An 18,311-nucleotide genomic window follows, 5' to 3' on the forward strand; every position below is an offset into this window, starting at 1 on the left:
GAATGAGCAGAATTAAAGAAGATAAAAATTTGATTGTAGGCTTGGATATCGGCACATCTAAAATTGTGGCGATTGTGGCCGAATTGCAGCCTGAAGGTACGTTGAAGGTGATCGGGTTAGGTCAACACGTGTCACGCGGGCTGAAAAAAGGCGTGGTGGTGAATATCGAATCTACCATGCAGTCAATTCAGCGCGCATTGGAAGAAGCTGAGTTGATGGCCGATTGCAAAATCAATAACGTATATACCGGTATTGCTGGCAGCCATATCAAGAGCCTTAACTCACACGGCATGGTCAAGATTAAAGATGCTGAAGTTTCACAAATGGATGTGGACCGTGTGATTGAAACTGCACGTGCTATTGCTTTGCCGGCGGATCAACAGATTTTGCATATCCTTACTCAAGAGTTCATTATCGACGGCCAAGAGGATGTACGCGAGCCATTGGGCATGAGCGGCATGAAATTAGAAGTGAAAGTGCACATCGTGACTGGTGCGGTAGCTGCTGCACAAAATATCGTGAAGTGCATCAAACGCTGTGGCATTGAAGTCAGTGATTTGATTTTGCAGCCTTTAGCTTCGAGTTTAGCTGTACTGACCGAAGATGAAAAAGAACTAGGCGTGTGCTTAGTGGATATTGGCGGCGGCACTACTGATATCGCTGTGTTCAAACAAGGCGCCATTCGCCATACCGCTGTAGTGCCTATCGCAGGTGACCAAATGACTAACGACGTGGCAGTTGCTTTCCGCACACCAACGCAGTCAGCTGAAGATATCAAGATTAAGCACGGTTGTGCGTTGCGCCAACTGGCAGACCCACGTGAAGTGGTTGAAGTGCCGGGTGTAGATGGTCGTGACCCACGCCAATTATCTGTACAAACACTGGCTGAGGTATTAGAGCCGCGTGTAGTAGAGCTTTATGAGCTAGTACTGAATGAGTTACGCCGTAGCGGTATGGAAGACATGATTGCATCAGGCATCGTCATCACCGGCGGTTCAGCCATGATGCGCGGCATGGTGGAGTTAGGTGAAGAAATATTCCATATGCCAGTACGTTTAGGCATGCCACGTTATGTGGGCGGTTTATCAGAAGTGGTGAGCAATCCGCGCTATGCCACTGGTGTAGGCCTAGTGTTAATGGGCAAACAACAGTTGGAGCGCCATTTAACTGGCCAGATGGAATCAAGCTCATTCGGACGCATTTTAGAAAGAATGAAAAGCTGGTTCCAAGGTAATTTTTAAAAGTAATTTGTAAGTAGTAAGTGTTTAGCAGTGAAAAGCAGTAAGGCAGAAGTGACAGTTAAAGTAAACGCTAAAAAGAGGAGGCAATAAAATGTTTGAAATTATGGAAAAAAATTCCCAAGAAGCCGTGATTAAGGTGATTGGTGTTGGTGGTTGCGGCGGCAACGCAGTTGCACACATGATTGAAAAAAATGTGGGCGGCGTTGAATTTATTTGCGCTAATACTGATATGCAAGCTTTGAAAAAGAGCCAAGCAAAAACAGTATTGCAAATTGGTGAGGCGATGACTCGCGGTTTGGGCGCAGGTGCCAAACCAGAAGTCGGCCGTGAAGCTGCGTTAGAAGACCGTGATGCGATTGCAGAGCTGATTGATGGCGCTGATATGCTGTTTATCACTGCTGGTATGGGTGGCGGTACAGGTACCGGTGCTGCACCAGTGATTGCACAAATCGCTAAAGAAATGGGTATCTTAACGGTTGCAGTAGTGACCAAACCTTTTTCATTCGAAGGTAAGCGCACTAAAGTTGCATCTGATGGTCTAGATGAGTTATCAAAGTATGTGGATTCACTGATTGTGATTCCTAACGAAAAGTTAATGGAAGTATTAGGCGAAGACGTACCGTTCTTGGAAGCATTTAGAGCAGCTAACGACGTGTTGCACAATGCGGTATCAGGCATTGCTGAAATCATCAATTGCGCTGGTATGGTGAACGTTGACTTTGCTGACGTACGCACTGTGATGTCTGAAATGGGGATGGCAATGATGGGTTCTGCGCTGGCAACTGGTCCTGACCGTGCACGTATCGCAGCTGAGCAGGCAGTAGCAAGCCCATTGCTTGAAGATGTCAACTTGGCGAATGCGCGTGGCGTTTTAGTGAATATCACAACATCAACTGCTTTCAAAATGAAAGAGTACTACGATGTGATGAATACGATTAAAGCATTCACCGCAGAAGATGCCACAGTGATTGTAGGCAACGTGTTTGATGACAGCATGGGTGATGGTTTGCGTGTAACGATGGTGGCAACAGGTTTGACTGGCGCGCAACGCCGTCAGCAAAAACCAGAGTTACGTGTAATGCCACAACAAGTGGTGCGTGATGGTACGACTAACCAACCGATTTTTGTTGGTAATGCCAATATCGCTACCGACGATGAAGCACCGGCAGTGTTTGGTTCAAACAGCCGCCGTGCGCAAGTGGAAGCGATGAAAATGTCAGGGGTTGAAGAATATGACATCCCAGCATTTTTACGTAAACAAGCTGACTAACTGATATTGTTCTAGGGGTCGGTGTAGATAGGGCAATGTAGCCAGCGAAAGGCTGTCGCCTTGAATTATGTTATTATTTAATTGATTCATAAGGTAAATAGTTAAGTTTTAACGCTTGGCTAGGCTTTAGTAGTTGGTAAGTGCGCTACACAGAAATTTACTGCACTGGAACTTAGGAAATGGAAATAGATTAGGCATGTTAAAGCAACGTACACTTAAAAAAGCGATAAGCGCCACAGGCGTCGGGTTGCACAATGGCGAAAAGGTTACTCTTACCCTCCGCCCCGCTGCACCTGATACTGGTATTGTTTTCAAACGGGTTGATCTGCCTCAGCCCAATGAAATCGTGGCTACTCCAGGCGTAGTGCATGACACAAGAATGTGCTCTGCGCTGGAGGCTAATGGCGCGCGCGTTGCTACTGTTGAGCATGTGATGTCTGCACTTGCAGGTTTGGGTGTAGATAATGTGTATGTAGAGGTTGATGCTTCTGAAATTCCGATTATGGATGGAAGCTCAGGTCCTTTTGTGTTTTTGTTGCAGGAAGCGGGCATTGTTGAGCAAGCCGCTGCCAAGAAATTTATACGCATTACAAAAACAATAGAAGTAAAAGAGGGTGATAAGTGGGTGCGGTTTGAGCCATATCATGGCTTCAAGATTGACTTCACCATTGATTTTAACCACCCGGTATTTGAACACTCAGGTAATAACGTCAAAATAGATTTTGCTGCAGATTCTTATATTAAAGAAATCAGCCGTGCGCGTACTTTTGGCTTTATGCATGAAGTTGAGTATTTACGCTCCAATGGCTTGGCGCGTGGCGGTAGCTTAGATAACGCAATCGTGCTGGATGAATATCGTGTACTGAATGCGGATGGTCTACGTTATGACGATGAGTTTGTTAAACATAAAGTGCTAGATGCGATTGGCGACCTGTATATGTTGGGTCATCCAATTTTGGGGGCTTTTTATGCTTACAAATCCGGACATTCATTGAATAACCAGCTGTTGCGTGCGCTTATGCAGGACACTACGGCGTGGGAGTACACCACCTTTGAAAAGCAAGAAGATGCACCGGCTACATTTTTGTCGCAGCCAGCCCAGTTGCTAGCAAAGCCTGTGTATTAAGTTAAAGCAAAAATAATTGGTGACATAGTCAACCAAGTTTAGTCATGATGCAGAGGAGGCGTATATGTTGATGATTCGCCTGATATTCGTTTTATTAGTGATTACCGCGATGGTGTTGCTAGGCCTGTACTTATTATCAAGCGATAAGAAGTATCTTCATTATTTCAAACAAACCATTAAATATACCTTCTTTTTGGCCTTAGTCACGGCCGTCCTTTATGTGTTGCGTCGTATCCCCTATGTTTAGCCTATTCGAAAAATTATCCCTACGCGTGATGCCTAAGCAGCTTAGTCAGCTGTGCTTAGGCGCGTTACTAGTGTCTGGCCAGGCCGCTGCTATGTCAGATCAGGCATTGTTTGAGCATGCGCGTGAGGCTTATGCTAAAAAGAATGAGTTGGTATTGGCTGAGGATGTGAGCCAGCTCAATAGCCAGCAATACATATTGGCGCCCTATGCCGCCTATTGGCTAATGTTACTGAGACTGGACCAAGCTGACAATGCCGAGGTGCAGGCCTTTATTGCACAATATGCCGATATGGCATTTGTAGACCGCTTACGTGGTGAGTGGCTTAAAAAACTGGGCAAGAAACAAGATTGGGCATTGTTTTTTGAGCATTATCCAAATTTCAAACGTACGGATACTGCGGTGGAATGCTATGCACTATATGGCAAACACCAGTTTGATAATCAGGAAGTATCTGCACAAGTTAAAAAAATATGGCTGAGCTCTGCAGACTTGCCAAGTAGCTGCACCCCCTTATTTGATGCAATGCAAGAAGCTGGCACGTTGAGTGCCAATGATATCTGGGCAAGGCTACGCATAGCCTTGCAGGATGGCAAACTTAGTGTAGCCAAGAGCATCATTACGCGTTTACCTACGTTTGATAAAAGCAATCTAGAGTTACTCGCGGTGGCAGAGCAAACGCCAAAACTTTTGCTCACCAGCAAAACCGTGAACATCAAAATTAATAATAAAAAGGCCACATTAAAAACACCAGCTTTTAAAACACGTGATGATATAGAGGTCAATCTATACGCTCTAGATCGATTGGCGCGTAACAATATATTGGATGCGATTACGGTCAATCAGGCATTGCAGGATAAATGGTCTGCGAGTGATGCGGCCTTTGCATGGGGACGCATTGCCTATCATGCAGCACGTACGCATCACCCTCAGGCGCTTGAGTTCTATACAAAAGCTAATGAAACTCCTTTAGATAAAGAACAGCTGGCATGGATGGCACGCGCCGCAATGCGCGCTCAAAACTGGGATGTGTTGTTGGATGCTATCGGCAAAATGAACCCGGAACAACAGCAAGAGGGTGCATGGCGCTATTGGAAAGGCCGTGCGTTAAAAGAGAAATCAATAGTGGTGGACGCCAATAAAATATTAGGCCCACTGTCTACCGAGCGACATTATTATGGTTGGCTTGCACTGGAGGAGTTAGGCAGTGTGGTGAATAGCCCACAGCAGCAATATACGCCAGTAGAGCAAGAGGTGATGGCGATTGCCAGCCAGCCTGGCATTAAGCGTGCATTAGAGCTGCAAAAGCAGGACATGCGCTGGGAGGCTAAAGCGGAATGGGTGTGGGTAACGCGCGACTTTGATGACAAGCAGTTATTGGCTGCCGCCGAATATGCCCAGCGCCAGAAATGGTACGATGTTGCGATTAGTACCGCGGATAATACCAAGCAGCTGCATGATTTTAACTTGCGCTACCCTATCCCCTATCGTGATCTATTCCGCGCTGCAGCCGTTAACGAGAACGTAGATGAAGCTTGGATTTATGGCTTAACCCGTCAGGAAAGCCGCTTTATGCACTATGCTAAATCAGGGGTAGGGGCATCTGGCTTAATGCAGCTGATGCCGGCTACCGCTAAATGGGCGGCGCAGCGCATGGGCTTAAGTGACTACAGCCAAGAGATGATTCATGACATCAAGTTTAACGTTGGTATTGGTACCTACTACATGCGCTATACCCTAGAGGCGATGAACGGGCAGGCTGTGATGGCGACCGCTGCATACAATGCAGGCCCTAGCCGTGCACGGCGATGGGCGGCAGATGAACCAATGGAAGCCGCTATTTATATTGAGACTATCCCTTATGGTGAAACCAGAAGCTATGTGCAAAAGGTGATGGCAAACGCGCAGATTTATGCGCCTAAGCTTGGTTACCCGGTGCAGACATTAAAAGCCAGAATGGGGACGATTCCAGGGCGCGCAAAACCAGAGGTGATATTGGCAGATGTTGAATAGCGTTAATTGATGAGTAAGGCCGCAGCCTAATCATTACGTTGAAGGCTGCCGTTGCCAAGTTTGCCAGATGCCAAGTTTGCCAAATAATGAGTATAGTAGACGGTTGGTGATATTTTTAGAGTGAATACGTAAGGTAGAAGGATAGTCATGCAGTTAAACAAGATATGTGTGCTGGGCGGTTCAGGGTTTGTCGGTAGCGCGATTGTGGCTAAGTTGGATGCAGCTGGATACGCGGTAACCGTGTTAACGCGCAGAAGAGAGACTGCCAAGCATTTGTTTTTGTTGCCTAATGTGAGTGTGGTTGAGTGTGATGTGCTGGATTATCACGCCTTGAATGCAGTGCTTAGAGGTACTGATGCCGTGATTAACTTGATTGGCATTTTGCATCAGAGTCATCGTTCAGGCTTTAATGCGGTTCATCACCAGTTGCCAGCGCAACTAGCCAAGATTTGTGTTGATTTAGGTATCAAACGCCTGATTCAAATGAGCAGTTTGCGCGCAGATGAGCATGCGCCAAGCCAATATCTGCGCTCAAAAGCAGCTGGTGAAGCGGCATTGAAAGCACTGCAGGACAAAATTAATATCACCATATTTAAGCCATCCATCATTTTTGGGCGCGGTGATAAATTTACCAATCTTTTTGCAACACTGGTTAAGTTACTGCCAGTGGTAGTGTTGGCTAAGCCTAATGCAAAGTTCCAACCAATCTGGGTGGAAGATGTAGCGAGCTGCTTTGTGAACAGTATAGAAAACACCGCTACCTATGGTCAGACCTATGAATTGGCTGGGCCTAAAGTGTATACCTTCCGTGAGCTGCTGCAGCAAATCATGCAAGCGTTGTCGATTCAACGCCCAATTATTGGCTTGAATAATACACTCTCATATGTACAAGCGTTGACCATGGAGTTTTTGCCAGTGAAGTTAATGTCACGAGACAATATCAAGTCCATGGAGGTTGATAGTGTGAGCCAGCAGCCACTGCCTGCTATTTTAGCGGTGGAACCTAGCGCATTAGAGGCAGTGCTACCAGAGTACTTGGTAGATCGTAACGCGCGTGGCGCTTATGATCGCTTCCGTAGCTCAGCGGCACGCTAACTTAGGCTGCGTCATGCAAACCTATATCGTTGGTGGCGCAGTACGTGATGAGCTACTGGGCTATGCGATTAAAGATAAAGATTATGTCGTTGTCGGCAGTACGCCTGAGCAAATGGTAGCCGCCGGCTTTAGGCCGGTTGGTAAAGACTTTCCCGTGTTTTTGCATCCAGCTACGCAGGCAGAATACGCGCTGGCACGTACCGAGCGCAAAACCGCCAAAGGTTACAAGGGCTTTGCTGTACACGCATCGCCAGAAGTCACACTAGAGCAAGATTTAGCCAGACGTGACTTAACCATCAATGCCATTGCCAAAAGTGAGTCGGGCGAGCTGGTCGACCCGTTTAATGGCATTGCCGATATCCAATCCAAGACATTGCGTCACGTTAGTGATGCCTTTGCTGAGGATCCTGTGCGCATTCTGCGTATTGCGCGTTTTTCTGCACGGTTTAACGATTTTCATGTGGCACCGGAAACGCTAAGCCTGATGCAGCAAATGGTGGAAGCGGGCGAGGTGGATGCCTTGGTTGCCGAGCGCGTATGGCAGGAGCTGGCTAAGGGCTTAATGGAATCTCAGCCGTCACGAATGTTTACAGTATTGCGTGCATGTGGCGCCTTGAATAGACTGATGCCGGAATTAGATAGGCTATGGGGTGTGCCGCAGCCACCGCAATATCACCCAGAGGTGGATACCGGGGTGCACGTGATGTTAGTGGTCGATTATGCTGCCCGCCAGAACTTTACACTGCCAGTGCGCTTTGCCGCATTGATGCACGATCTTGGCAAAGGCACCACGCCAAAAGAGATCTTACCTAGACATATTGGCCACGAAGAGCGTGGCGTACATTTGGTGAAAGATCTATGCAAACGATTGCGTGTGCCGAATGATTGTAAAGAGCTTGCGTTAATCGTGACTAAGTTCCACGGTAAGCTATACCAGTCTTTAGATATGCGCCCCAGTACGCTGCTGGAGTTTTTAATCCAGTTAGATGCAATCAGGCAGCCAGCAAGATTTAAAGAGTTTTTACTGGCGTGCGAGGCCGATGCACGTGGTAGAACCGATTTCGAGCAATGCCCCACACTGGCTGCAGATTTGATGCTTAAGGTATTAGATGCCGCACTGAGTGTGGATGCGGGTGCTGTTGCTAGCGCCCACACTGAGGTAGAAAAAATCAAGGCTGCGATTTTTGAGGCAAGAGTTAACGCAATTAAACGTGTGCTTTAGTGCTTGCTAACACAGTGTGCTGCTGTGATGCTTCACTCGGTACGAAAGTAGCTATACGTTCGTGACTTGCTGTAGCAGTTGGATTTAAATGCCCAGTGAGTTCTGGATGAAGTACTTAGCCACGTAACCAACCAGCCCAAAGGTCAGCCCCAAAAACAATACAAATGCGCCAAACTTTCCGGCTTTTGACTCCCAAGCCAAGTGCCCCACAATAAATAGCATTAGTAGCATTAAGCCGCCAACGCCAAATGTCATACCAAATTCGGTGATTTGTGCTTCAGTGAAGCCAAAAATTGTACCTTCCAACGTGATCTCCTAAGTAGGGTTGGGCTTGTGGTTTTAATTACAGTAAGTTAGGCAGTTGCTGCTCAATAAACTCTGTAGGTTTACGTTTGAAACCGCTTTTTGCGTATTGGTTCCAGCGGCCGATAATGTAGCAAACAATCAAATTTGCCTGTGCTTCTGCATCTTGCTTTTGGCCGGTTTGGGTTTCAGCAATACGCAAACATTGTTTCAATGTGACCTCAATGCGGTCATATAGTTGGTTAATGCGTAATTGTAATTTGTCGTCTTCATTCACCAGTGCATCGCCGATAAGTACGCGCGTCATACCGGAGTTCTTTTCGGCAAACACCATCAGCATGGTGACGATGCGTTGTACTTGTCTTAGGCCTTCTGGTTCTTCTGTGCTAATTTTATTAATCAGGCCAAAAATGGTTTCTTCAATAAACAGAATCAAACCTTCAAACATCTGTGCTTTATTCGCAAAGTGACGGTAAAGCGCAGCTTCACTCACCTCTAATTTTGCTGCTAATGATGCGGTGGTGATTTTCTCTCTTTTTGGAGATTCCAGCATTTTTGCTAAAGTTTCTAGAATTTGCTGTTTACGTTCGCCGGCCATTTTATTTCCTTAACAAATAATTGATTTAATTATAGCTTAATGTGAGTAAGTGCTAACACTGAGGTTAGGCGATAATCCACAAAATTTGGTTTATTTAATTGTTTTGATATCCATATGGTTCGCATGCCTAGGCGTTTGGCAGTCATCAGTGCGGGCAGGCTGTCTTCCAGCATGATGCAGTCGCTTGCTTTGGCGTTAATGGTGTTGAGTAAGCGCTGAAAGCCGCGGGGTGATGGTTTGGCATGAAACTGTGTGGATTCCACACTGAAAATTAGCTCAAATACATCCGCGATATCCAGTAATTCCAGTACACGCATGGCGTAGCTGCGTGGTGCGTTGGTGAATACTAACTTACGCCCTGGCAGCGATGTAAGCATGTGTTTCAAGCGCTTAGTTTGAATCACCATCTCAGGCAAGCTGGTCAAACGGTGTGTTTCATGCAGGAAGTGATGCGGATCTGTGCCGTGGTGGCGCATCAGCCCTTTGAGCGTAGCGCCGTAAATGCGCCAGTAATGTTGGCGTAGTGCATGGGCTTCAGACTCGCTCATGGAAAGCTCATCCATGATGTACTGCGTCATGCTGCGGTTCATGACTGGGAAGATATGCGCACTGGCATTATGCAGTGTATCGTCTAGGTCAAAAATCCAGATTCTGCTCATGCTTGATGTGGAGGTTTCATATGGGGCACAGATTGCTTTGTCGCGGTTTTATTCTGTGAGAAGTCCCGCGGTAGCTAACTGTGCCTTGTTGGTTATTTGGCTTTAATTAAAGTACCAACACCTTCGTCTGTGAGCACTTCTAGCAGCAAGGCATGCTCAACACGGCCGTCGATAATATGCACGGCTTTTACACCACTGCGCGCGGCATCTAATGCAGAGCTGATTTTAGGCAACATGCCGCCTGATAGTGTGCCATCTGCCACCATTTCATCAATTTGCTTGGGGGTTAAGCCGGTGAGTAGGTCGCCATTTTTATCCAGCACACCTGGTGTGTTGGTGAGTAAGATTAACTTTTCTGCATTGAGTATTTCGGCCAGTTTGCCTGCAACGACATCGGCATTGATGTTGTAAGTTTCGCCTTCTGTGCCTACGCCAATTGGAGCAACGACAGGGATGAAATCGCCGGTGTCTAAAAAGTTGATAATGCTAGGGTCAATCGCTGAAATTTCACCCACCTGACCGATGTCAATCATTTTAGAGGCATCGTCTTTGTCGGCAATCAGCAGCTTGTGTGCGTGAATAAAGTTGCCATCTTGGCCGGTGAGGCCCACGGCTTTGCCGCCGTGGCGGTTGATTAGGTTAACAATCTCTTTATTCACTTGCCCGCCGAGCACCATTTCCACCACGTCCATGGTTTCTTCATCGGTCACGCGCATGCCCTGAATAAACTCGCCTTTTTTGCCTAATTTATCCAGCATTTCGTTGATTTGCGGTCCGCCGCCATGTACCACTACAGGATTCATGCCCACCAGTTTCAACAGTACTACGTCTTTGGCAAAGCACTCTTTTAAGTGTTCATCTGTCATAGCGTTGCCGCCGTATTTAATGACGATGGTTTTATCAAAAAAACGTTTAATGTAGGGTAACGCCTCAGCCAGCGTCTTTGCTTTTTTTGCAGCGGTTGATTGGTTTAGCATGAGTTTTCCGTAAGCTTAAATTTGGGTCAATTTGGTTTCCGTCATTGTAACTAAATTTTGTTTACAATGTTTTGCTAAACACCTTAGATTTACGTTGGTAATTGTAAAGTTTTTGTTTCTCTGCCGGCAGTTTTTCAACCCCTTGTTCGGTGAAGCCTCGCTCCAAAAACCAATGTTCAGTCCGCGTGGTCAGGCAGAATAAACTTTTAAGGCCGCGCTGTTTGGCTACGTTGGCGCAGTAGTAGAATAATTTATCACCACGCCCGCCACCACGGTATGCAGGGTCTATGGCTAGGCATGCAAATTCGGCAGTCTTTTCTGATTCAAACGGGTAGAGTGCTGCGCAGCCGATAATACGGTTGTCATGCTCCATCACGTGAAAGTGATTAATTTCCATTTCCAGTCGTTCACGGCCACGTCTCACCAAAATACCATCGTTTTCTAGCGGTTCTATCAGCTTCAAAATACCGCCCACATCATCAATGTTGGCTTGGCGCATGCTTTCTAGGCTCAGTTCGGTCACCATGGTGCCAATGCCATCCAGTGTGAACAGTTCTTGAATAATGGCGCCGTCAATATGCCGGCTGATTAAGTGTGTTCTGGCCACGCCATGCTCACAGGCACGCACTGCTGCCGGTAAGTAATAGGTCACGTCTTCTGATATGTTAATGGCTTGCTCGGTTTCTCTTACGTTTCTTAACAGGTTTTTAGCTTTCTCAGCGGTCATTTCACGCAGCAGTTCGCCACGTAGGTTATGTACACCTGCTGAGTCCATTAAGAAAATAAGTTTGTCTGCATCTAGTGCCACTGCGGTACTGACGGCAACGTCTTCCAGGCTTAAGTTAAATGCCTCACCCGTTGGTGAGTAGCCTAGCGGTGATAGCAATACCATTTCATTGTCGTCTAGCCGTTTTTGAATGCCAATTGCATCTACTTTGCGTACTTCGCCTGTATGTTGCAAATCCACACCGTCATGCACGCCCAACGGTTTGGCGGTCACAAAGTTGCCGCTTGCTACGCGGATATCTGCGCCCGCCATTGGTGAGTTGGCAATCCCCATTGAGAGCAGTGCTTCGATCTCTACACGGATGGCGCCATTGGCTTCTTTCACCGCTTCCATCGCTGCATCGTCGGTGACGCGTAGCCCATTATGGAAGAGCGGAGAGATGTTGTCGCGTTTGAGCCGTTGTTCAATTTGCGGGCGTGAGCCATGCACTAATACCAAGCGCACTTCTAAGCTCGCTAGCAGGTTTAAATCGTGCGATAGCGCAATGAACTGCTGCTCACTCACAACCTCGCCACCAAATGCAATCACAAAGGTGCGTCCGCCAAACGCGTGGATGTAAGGTGTGGCGGAGCGGAACCATTGCACAAAATCTTTAGCATTAGTACTATTGGCAGTCTCTGCTTGGCTTTTGGCGTAAGTGGGTGCTTGCTCATTTACCTGGTGTTGTGGCTGTATGGCATCACTTTCTGCATAAAGATTGGCAGGCGTTGTATCTAATGCGGACGCAATTTTGCGTAGTAGCGATTCTGAAACACCCAGCTCGCCGCGCTCAATACGTGACAAATTTCCTGCGTCTGCATTAATTTTGGATGCGAGCTGTTGCAAGGTTAAATGGTGTGATTTGCGCTTATTGCGTATGCATTGACCAAGTGACATGATTTAACCTTAGTTTGTGCCTTAGAATTAATTTGTATTATTTACACTAATGTAAATTAAAAATGTAAAAAATACAAATTAAACGTGTATTTTAGGCATGGCTTGTAAGGTGTTAGGGCTTAATGTGTTTTTGTGCACAAATCCGTTGCAGCATCGCTGGCTTAGGTTCCAGTACTTCACCTTGTTCAAAATCAATCACATTGAGCAGTGGGGAGTAGATGTTGAGCAACTCATCTGGCATTAACAGAAAGTCAGGGTTACTAGGCTTGCCATAACGCTCGTTGCCACGCATAAAGGTTTCATAAATCAGGATGCCACCAGGCTTGAGTATGCTTGCCAGTCTGGTCAACAGAGGTCTGTGCAGGTAGCGGCTAACGATAATGCCGTCATAAGTGTGTTCAAAGTTCGGTGGTTCAGTTGATTCAAGGTCTATCTGCTGTATACGTATGCCATCAATGCCTTGCATGCTGGAAGTCGCAATTGGGTCGCGATCTAGCGCATCCACCTGATAGCCCTGCAGTGCCAGCCATTTAGAGTGCCGTCCGCTACCGCAGGCTAAGTCTAATACATGCCCTTGGCTTTTGATAAGCGGTGCAAATTTTACAATCCATGATGAAGGGAGTTCTTGCATATTGAGCCTTGAGTGAATAATGCACTGCATTGTTATTTTATAGAAGTGAAGCATGCATGCCATACTCGATGCGTTATTTTTAGTTTGCATCAGGCTTTAATCCTATAGAATCCAGCATCACAATTGCAATCTAAATAAGGCGCTAAGGTAAAGCATGCATAAATTTTTAATAATAGTCTTGGTTGTGTGGTCTTCTCAGGTACTGGCGGATTGGACCATGGTTCAAACTAACGATAATGGCAATATGTACATTGATTTTGATACGGTGCAGAAATCTGCAGGTTTGGTGACCGCATCAACCTTGAATGACTATTATGTGCAGCAGGCCAAAGGCGAAATGTCGTCGCAGTGGTTGGAGTTACATGATTGTAAAAATAAGAAATTTAAAGCGCTATCAATTCAATATTATGCTGGCAATATGGCGCAAGGCGATGTGTTAACGACCTATCGCCTGCCTGAAACAGAGACTAACTGGTCAGAAGTGGTGCCGTATAGCATAGGCGAAGTAAAAGCTAACGTCATATGTAGTCGCTAGTTTTTTCTGTTTAGCAATCCAGATGCCCTGTATCTAAGTGCATGGTAACCTGTTGGGCTAGTCATCTAGGGCATGGGGCTGGCTAACTAAAAATCCCCCCACGCTAGTTGCATGGCGGCAATCGCAGTTAAGGCGGCGGTTTCTGTACGTAAAATGCGGGGGCCTAATACAATAGACTGAAAGTGATGTGAGCTAGCTAAATCAATCTCCTCTTGGCTAAGCCCGCCCTCTGCGCCAATCAATAACTGAATCTCACCTGAGGGTTTAGTGATTTCTGTCAGTTTTATCGCACCGATTGGATTGAGTAAAATACGCGTATTAGTAGCGCTAGGGTTTTTGCTCAACCATTGTTCAAGTGATGTGGGCGCGAGTACCTTAGGTACGTAGGCGCGGCCAGATTGCTCGCATGCCGAAATGGCAATGTTTTGCCAGTGTTCGGTACGCTTCTCCGCTCGCTCTGCAGATAGCTTAACCACACTACGCTTGCTGCTAATCGGCTGAATGTTTTTTACGCCAAGTTCCACTGCTTTTTGAATGGTAAAGTCCATTCTATCCCCGCTGGAAATCGCCTGTATCAGCGTGATGTTAAGTGGTGATTCGTTATGCACTTCGGCGGCGCTGTTCACCATCGCGGTTACGCTATTTTTCTTGATATCGGTGAGTGTGCAGCTGTAATTAAAGCCATCACCGTTAAACAAAATCACATCATCGCCAACGTTAAGGCGTAGCGCACGTGTGGCATGCGCGGCCGCACTTTCTGAGAGTTGAACCGATGCACCAAGTGCTAAAGGTGAAGGGGTGTAAAAGCGCAAATTGGCCATAAAACGGGCGACTCCAAAAGTAAAGCAAACAGTAAAACAAAAGTGATAATATAAACATTAACGTTGTCAGAGTAATAAGTATAACGAAATAAGGAGAATAAAATGGTTAGCTTAAATCCCCCAGTCTGTAATTTTGGTCAGCCAGCGGTGAATTTCGATTTGCTAGGGGTGGATGGCAAACGATACACGTTAGCAAATAGCGCAGGTAAAAACGGCTTGCTAGTGATGTTTATCTGTAACCACTGTCCTTATGTGAAAGCCATTAAAACTCGTCTTGTTGACGATTGTCGTGAGCTTTTGCAATATGGAATCAACACGATTGCAATTCAAAGTAACGATACAGAGAACTACCCGGAAGACTCGTTTGAACGCATGATGGAAGAGGCTAAATTGTTTAACTTTCCTTTCCCTTATGTGCTGGATGAGACGCAGGAAGTGGCAAAAGCCTATGGTGCGGTGTGTACCCCAGACTTCTTTGGCTTTAATGCAGACCTTGAGCTGCAGTATCGTGGGCGTTTTGATGCAGCCGGTCGCCGTCAGTCGGATGAAAATCACCCGAGAGACCTGTTTAACGCAATGAAGCTGATTGCTGAAACCGGTGAGGGGCCTAAAGAGCAAATAGCAAGCATCGGCTGCAGCATTAAATGGTTTCCGCAGGAGTCCATTTAGAAGCTAGTGATGAATCAGCGTGTCGTGGATTACATTTCACCTGAGCTTGTATATACGCTAGATGGTTTGTTTCATGAGCGTGTTAGGCGTTCGCCGCAAGATGTCGCGTATCGATACTTTGATGAAGCGGCGGTTGATTGGCGCGAGATAACTTGGCAATCTGCCATGCAGCAGGCCGTTAGCTGGCAGCAGGCGTTGTTGGGCGAGCACTTGGCGGTTGGCGACCGTGTGGCGATTATGCTTAAAAATTGCCCGAGTTGGGTCATGTTTGACCAAGCCGCCTTAGGGCTGGGCTTGGTCACAGTTCCGCTTTATGTGTCGGACCGGGCTGAAAATGTCGCGCATGTATTGCAGGATTCTGGTGCAAAATTATTACTGGTTAATAGTATTAGCGATTGGCAGGCAGTTCATGCACTTGGTGTTGATTTCAAAAACTTGCAGCGTGTGATTGTCTGCAAACCAGTACCAGCAGGTGGCGACGATCAGCGCATACGCAGTCTGGACACATGGCTACCAGTTTCAAGCATGCAAAGTGAATTTCAGCACCGCGTGTCAGATGCAAATGCGCTGGCAACCATTATTTACACGTCAGGTACGACTGGTAAGCCCAAAGGCGTGATGCTTACGCACTGTAATCTCATGTATAACGCTAGGGATGCGTTAGTTTATTTCGCTGTTTACCCGCATGATGTGTTTTTGTCTTTCTTACCTTTGTCACATGCGCTGGAGCGGATGGCAGGCTATTGTTTGCCGATGATGTCTGGTGCCAGTGTGGCATTTGCACGCTCCGTGCAGCAGTTGCAGGATGATCTGCTGAAGGTACGGCCTACCATTATTGTCACCGTGCCGCGTATCTTTGAGCGGATTCAGCTTGCGTTACGCAGTAAGCTAGAGTCTGGGCCGACTTATGCGATGCGCTTATTTGCGCTGGCGGTGGAGGTGGGTTATAGCCGTTTTGAATATGAGCAGGGCCGAGCTCAGTGGCAGTGGCGGCATTTGTTATGGCCAATCCTAAAGCGCTTGGTTGCTAGCAAATTGCAGGCGCGTTTAGGTGGCCGCTTGCGCTTGGCGGTTGCTGGTGGCGCCGCATTGCCAGCGGGTAGTGCGCGTACTTTTATTGGCTTAGGTGTGCCTATCGTTCAAGGTTATGGGCTGACTGAAACCAGCCCGGTGATTAGCGTAAATAAGGCTGAGAGTAATCTGCCAAGCAGCGTGGGGCATGCGTTGCCAAGTGTGCAGGTGCGTTTGGATGCATCCGGAGGTTTAGAGGTGCGTGGCCCTAACGTGATGCAAGGGTATTGGAATAATGTGGATGCAAACAAGGCCATATTTACCGCGGATGGCTGGCTGAAAACCGGGGATGTGGCAAATATTGACCAGAGTGGCCACATTACCATTACTGGGCGTATCAAAGAAATTATTGTGCTTTCCAATGGCGAGAAAGTGCCGCCTAACGATATTGAAGCTGCGATAATGACTGACCCCTTGTTTGAGCAGGTGATGCTGGTGGGTGAGGGTAAGCCGTATTTGGGTTTGTTAGCGGTGGTGAATCAGGACCAGTGGCTGGCGTTGGCGCAAAAGCATGATTTACCTAGCGCTTGGCCAGATGCGCTGGACCAGCGTGAAGCGTGCGTTTTTGCTCTTGCGCGCGTGGCGGCACAGATGCAGTCTTTCCCCGGCTATGCAAAAGTGAGAAAAATTGCTTTGCTAGCTACGCCGTGGACCATAGAGAATGGCCTGCTCACGCCTACCTTGAAAATTAAGCGGCACCTAATTTTGCAGCAATATGCTACGCAGTGCGAGAAGCTCTATGAAGGCTTCAAGTTTTAATCTATAAGCTTTGTATGGCTTAGTGGTGATATATAAGTGGTGATATGTTTTATAGTGAGCGCGGCTGTAAGCTAGAGCGCAAATTTTAAGTTGATTTGATGAGAGTAAAGGATAGATTGTGACGCAGACCGTGACTGAACATAGAAAATTACGTTGGGGTATATTGGGAGCTGCGCGCGTTAACGAGCGTTTGCTACCGGCGATTATCGAAGCGCCTAATGCCCAGTTGGTTGCCATTGCTAGCCGCCGTGCAGGTGCAGCGCAGGCTACCTTGCAAAAATACGCACCGTGTTATGCGAGCGAAGTGCAATGTTATGACGAGATGGACGCGCTGATTAACGATGCTAATGTCGAGGCTGTTTACTGCCCGATGGCCAATAATGAGCATGCCGAGTGGGCGCTCAAGGCAATCAATGCCGGTAAGCACGTGCTGATTGAAAAGCCGATGGCACTTACCGTGGCTGATATTGAGCGCATTGAGCAAGCGGCACTTAAGCAAAATGTAAAAGTGATGGAGGGCTTTATGTATCGCTTTCATCCGCAACATGCGCGTATCCAAGAGATTGTGGCGTCTGGCTTGATTGGTGACGTGCTATCTGCACGCGCCAGTTATTCATTTTTAATGCGTCCAGCCCGTATGTACCGTATTGCCAGCGGCGTGGCACAAGGTGGCGGCGCGATGTGGGATATTGGCCCTTATGCTATCCACTCTTTACGTTGGGTGATGGGCTTGCAGGTGGGCAGCAATAGTGTGCAGCCGGTAGAGCCGGTATCCGTGATGGCGCATGCTAAATTAAACGAAGTGGGTGCAGATATCGTGACCAGTGGCGTGCTAGATTTTGGCCGCGATGCAGAAGGCCGTGCGCTATTCGGTCATTTTGATGTGAGTTTTGAGCGCTCACGTAAATCGGAGTATGAAATCATCGGCACTAAGGGTTGGGTGAAATGCCATGCCGCATGGGTGTTCCAGAATGATGTGCCTGTTATTTCTTGGGCAACAGAAGATGGTAAATATGCTGAAGAGCGCTTTGCGCCAAGCAACCACTTTAATTTGGAAATTGAGCATTTCAGCGATTGTGTGCTCAACAATCAGCCTAGACACCTCACCTTCTCTGATGCAAAAGCAAATTGCAAAGCAATTGAGGCGGTACTGGAATCTGTTGCCAGCCAACGCTTGGTTAAAATGGATTAAATTCAGCAGTATTTAGCCAATATTTTGAAAGTGGGGCCTTGCAGGAGGTCGCCACTTTTCTTACGTTCTACTTGCCGAAAAAAGCTATCTAAGCAATAATTTAGCTTTCACGGAAAAGCAGTGGATTTTGCTGTCTTTTTGAGAACTTCAATTAAGGTTTATGAGGTTTCGCGCAAAACGCTATCTTTATAAGTCCTCAAGTATTAATCATTAGGGAGAAA

18 protein-coding genes are annotated in these 18,311 nt (G+C 47.0%); 11 read left to right on the top strand and 7 right to left on the bottom strand.

Features of this window, described 5'->3' with window-relative positions; translation table 11 throughout:
* The first annotated feature begins 2 nt into the window (after positions 1-2).
* The 7 genes from ftsA to ACSSU7_RS11285 all read left to right on the top strand — a co-directional run bounded on the left by ftsA (position 3) and on the right by ACSSU7_RS11285 (position 8,212).
* Complete coding sequence (gene ftsA / locus ACSSU7_RS11255) at positions 3-1,241, top strand: cell division protein FtsA (RefSeq protein WP_135278625.1); 1,239 nt, start codon at positions 3-5, stop codon at positions 1,239-1,241.
* 91 nt (positions 1,242-1,332) lie between these two features.
* Complete coding sequence (ftsZ, locus tag ACSSU7_RS11260; RefSeq protein WP_492516560.1) at positions 1,333-2,511, top strand: cell division protein FtsZ; 1,179 nt, start codon at positions 1,333-1,335, stop codon at positions 2,509-2,511.
* 196 nt (positions 2,512-2,707) lie between these two features.
* A complete protein-coding gene (lpxC, locus tag ACSSU7_RS11265) occupies positions 2,708-3,637 on the top strand; it encodes a UDP-3-O-acyl-N-acetylglucosamine deacetylase (protein ID WP_492516561.1) in 930 nt (309 codons plus the stop codon).
* A 64-nt stretch (positions 3,638-3,701) separates the two neighbouring features.
* Complete coding sequence (locus ACSSU7_RS11270; RefSeq protein ID WP_492516562.1) at positions 3,702-3,884, top strand: hypothetical protein; 183 nt, start codon at positions 3,702-3,704, stop codon at positions 3,882-3,884.
* Complete coding sequence (locus ACSSU7_RS11275; protein ID WP_492516563.1) at positions 3,877-5,895, top strand: lytic transglycosylase domain-containing protein; 2,019 nt, start codon at positions 3,877-3,879, stop codon at positions 5,893-5,895. The genes ACSSU7_RS11270 and ACSSU7_RS11275 overlap by 8 nt, the downstream gene beginning before the upstream one ends.
* Positions 5,896-6,042: 147 nt before the next feature.
* Positions 6,043-6,990, top strand: a complete 948-nt coding sequence (locus ACSSU7_RS11280; RefSeq protein WP_492516564.1) for a complex I NDUFA9 subunit family protein — start codon at positions 6,043-6,045, stop codon at positions 6,988-6,990.
* A gap of 13 nt (positions 6,991-7,003) precedes the next feature.
* Positions 7,004-8,212 carry a multifunctional CCA addition/repair protein gene (locus tag ACSSU7_RS11285; RefSeq protein WP_492516565.1) on the top strand — a complete coding sequence of 403 codons (1,209 nt, stop codon included), beginning with the start codon at positions 7,004-7,006 and terminating at the stop codon, positions 8,210-8,212.
* Between the two features lie 84 nt (positions 8,213-8,296).
* Here ACSSU7_RS11285 and ACSSU7_RS11290 read toward each other — a convergent pair whose 3' ends face one another.
* From ACSSU7_RS11290 to ACSSU7_RS11315, 6 genes are all read right to left on the bottom strand, one after another.
* Positions 8,297-8,518, bottom strand: coding sequence for a DUF2788 domain-containing protein (locus tag ACSSU7_RS11290; protein ID WP_304860071.1), 222 nt, complete (start codon positions 8,516-8,518; stop codon positions 8,297-8,299).
* 37 nt (positions 8,519-8,555) lie between these two features.
* Positions 8,556-9,113 carry a nucleoid occlusion factor SlmA gene (gene slmA, locus ACSSU7_RS11295; protein ID WP_492516566.1) on the bottom strand — a complete coding sequence of 186 codons (558 nt, stop codon included), beginning with the start codon at positions 9,111-9,113 and terminating at the stop codon, positions 8,556-8,558.
* Between the two features lie 29 nt (positions 9,114-9,142).
* The gene (locus ACSSU7_RS11300) at positions 9,143-9,772 is read right to left on the bottom strand and encodes a pyrimidine 5'-nucleotidase (RefSeq protein WP_492516567.1); all 630 of its coding nucleotides are present in this window, start codon (positions 9,770-9,772) and stop codon (positions 9,143-9,145) included.
* Positions 9,773-9,864: 92 nt separating this feature from the next.
* Positions 9,865-10,749: an acetylglutamate kinase gene (argB, locus tag ACSSU7_RS11305; protein ID WP_492516568.1), complete on the bottom strand. Its 885-nt coding sequence runs from the start codon at positions 10,747-10,749 to the stop codon at positions 9,865-9,867.
* Positions 10,750-10,810: 61 nt separating this feature from the next.
* On the bottom strand, positions 10,811-12,412 hold the full coding sequence (gene argA, locus ACSSU7_RS11310) for an amino-acid N-acetyltransferase (RefSeq protein WP_492516569.1): 1,602 nt from the start codon (positions 12,410-12,412) through the stop codon (positions 10,811-10,813).
* 112 nt (positions 12,413-12,524) lie between these two features.
* Positions 12,525-13,043: a class I SAM-dependent methyltransferase gene (locus ACSSU7_RS11315; RefSeq protein ID WP_492516570.1), complete on the bottom strand. Its 519-nt coding sequence runs from the start codon at positions 13,041-13,043 to the stop codon at positions 12,525-12,527.
* Between the two features lie 217 nt (positions 13,044-13,260).
* Between ACSSU7_RS11315 and ACSSU7_RS11320 the strand changes: the two genes are divergently transcribed.
* Positions 13,261-13,578 (top strand): surface-adhesin E family protein, encoded by a 318-nt coding sequence (locus tag ACSSU7_RS11320; RefSeq protein WP_492516571.1) that lies wholly within the window; start codon positions 13,261-13,263, stop codon positions 13,576-13,578.
* Between the two features lie 86 nt (positions 13,579-13,664).
* On the opposite strand, the gene ACSSU7_RS11325 is transcribed toward ACSSU7_RS11320, so the two are convergent.
* The gene (locus ACSSU7_RS11325) at positions 13,665-14,399 is read right to left on the bottom strand and encodes a 16S rRNA (uracil(1498)-N(3))-methyltransferase (protein WP_492516572.1); all 735 of its coding nucleotides are present in this window, start codon (positions 14,397-14,399) and stop codon (positions 13,665-13,667) included.
* Positions 14,400-14,501: 102 nt separating this feature from the next.
* Between ACSSU7_RS11325 and ACSSU7_RS11330 the strand changes: the two genes are divergently transcribed.
* From ACSSU7_RS11330 to ACSSU7_RS11340, 3 genes are all read left to right on the top strand, one after another.
* A complete protein-coding gene (locus tag ACSSU7_RS11330) occupies positions 14,502-15,068 on the top strand; it encodes a thioredoxin family protein (protein ID WP_492516573.1) in 567 nt (188 codons plus the stop codon).
* 9 nt (positions 15,069-15,077) lie between these two features.
* Positions 15,078-16,898 (top strand): AMP-dependent synthetase/ligase, encoded by a 1,821-nt coding sequence (locus ACSSU7_RS11335; RefSeq protein WP_492516574.1) that lies wholly within the window; start codon positions 15,078-15,080, stop codon positions 16,896-16,898.
* Positions 16,899-17,013: 115 nt separating this feature from the next.
* The gene (locus ACSSU7_RS11340; RefSeq protein ID WP_492517798.1) at positions 17,014-18,090 is read left to right on the top strand and encodes a Gfo/Idh/MocA family protein; all 1,077 of its coding nucleotides are present in this window, start codon (positions 17,014-17,016) and stop codon (positions 18,088-18,090) included.
* The last annotated feature ends 221 nt before the right edge of the window (positions 18,091-18,311 follow it).

The organism is Methylotenera sp. E1MeOHC1, assembly GCF_058745595.1.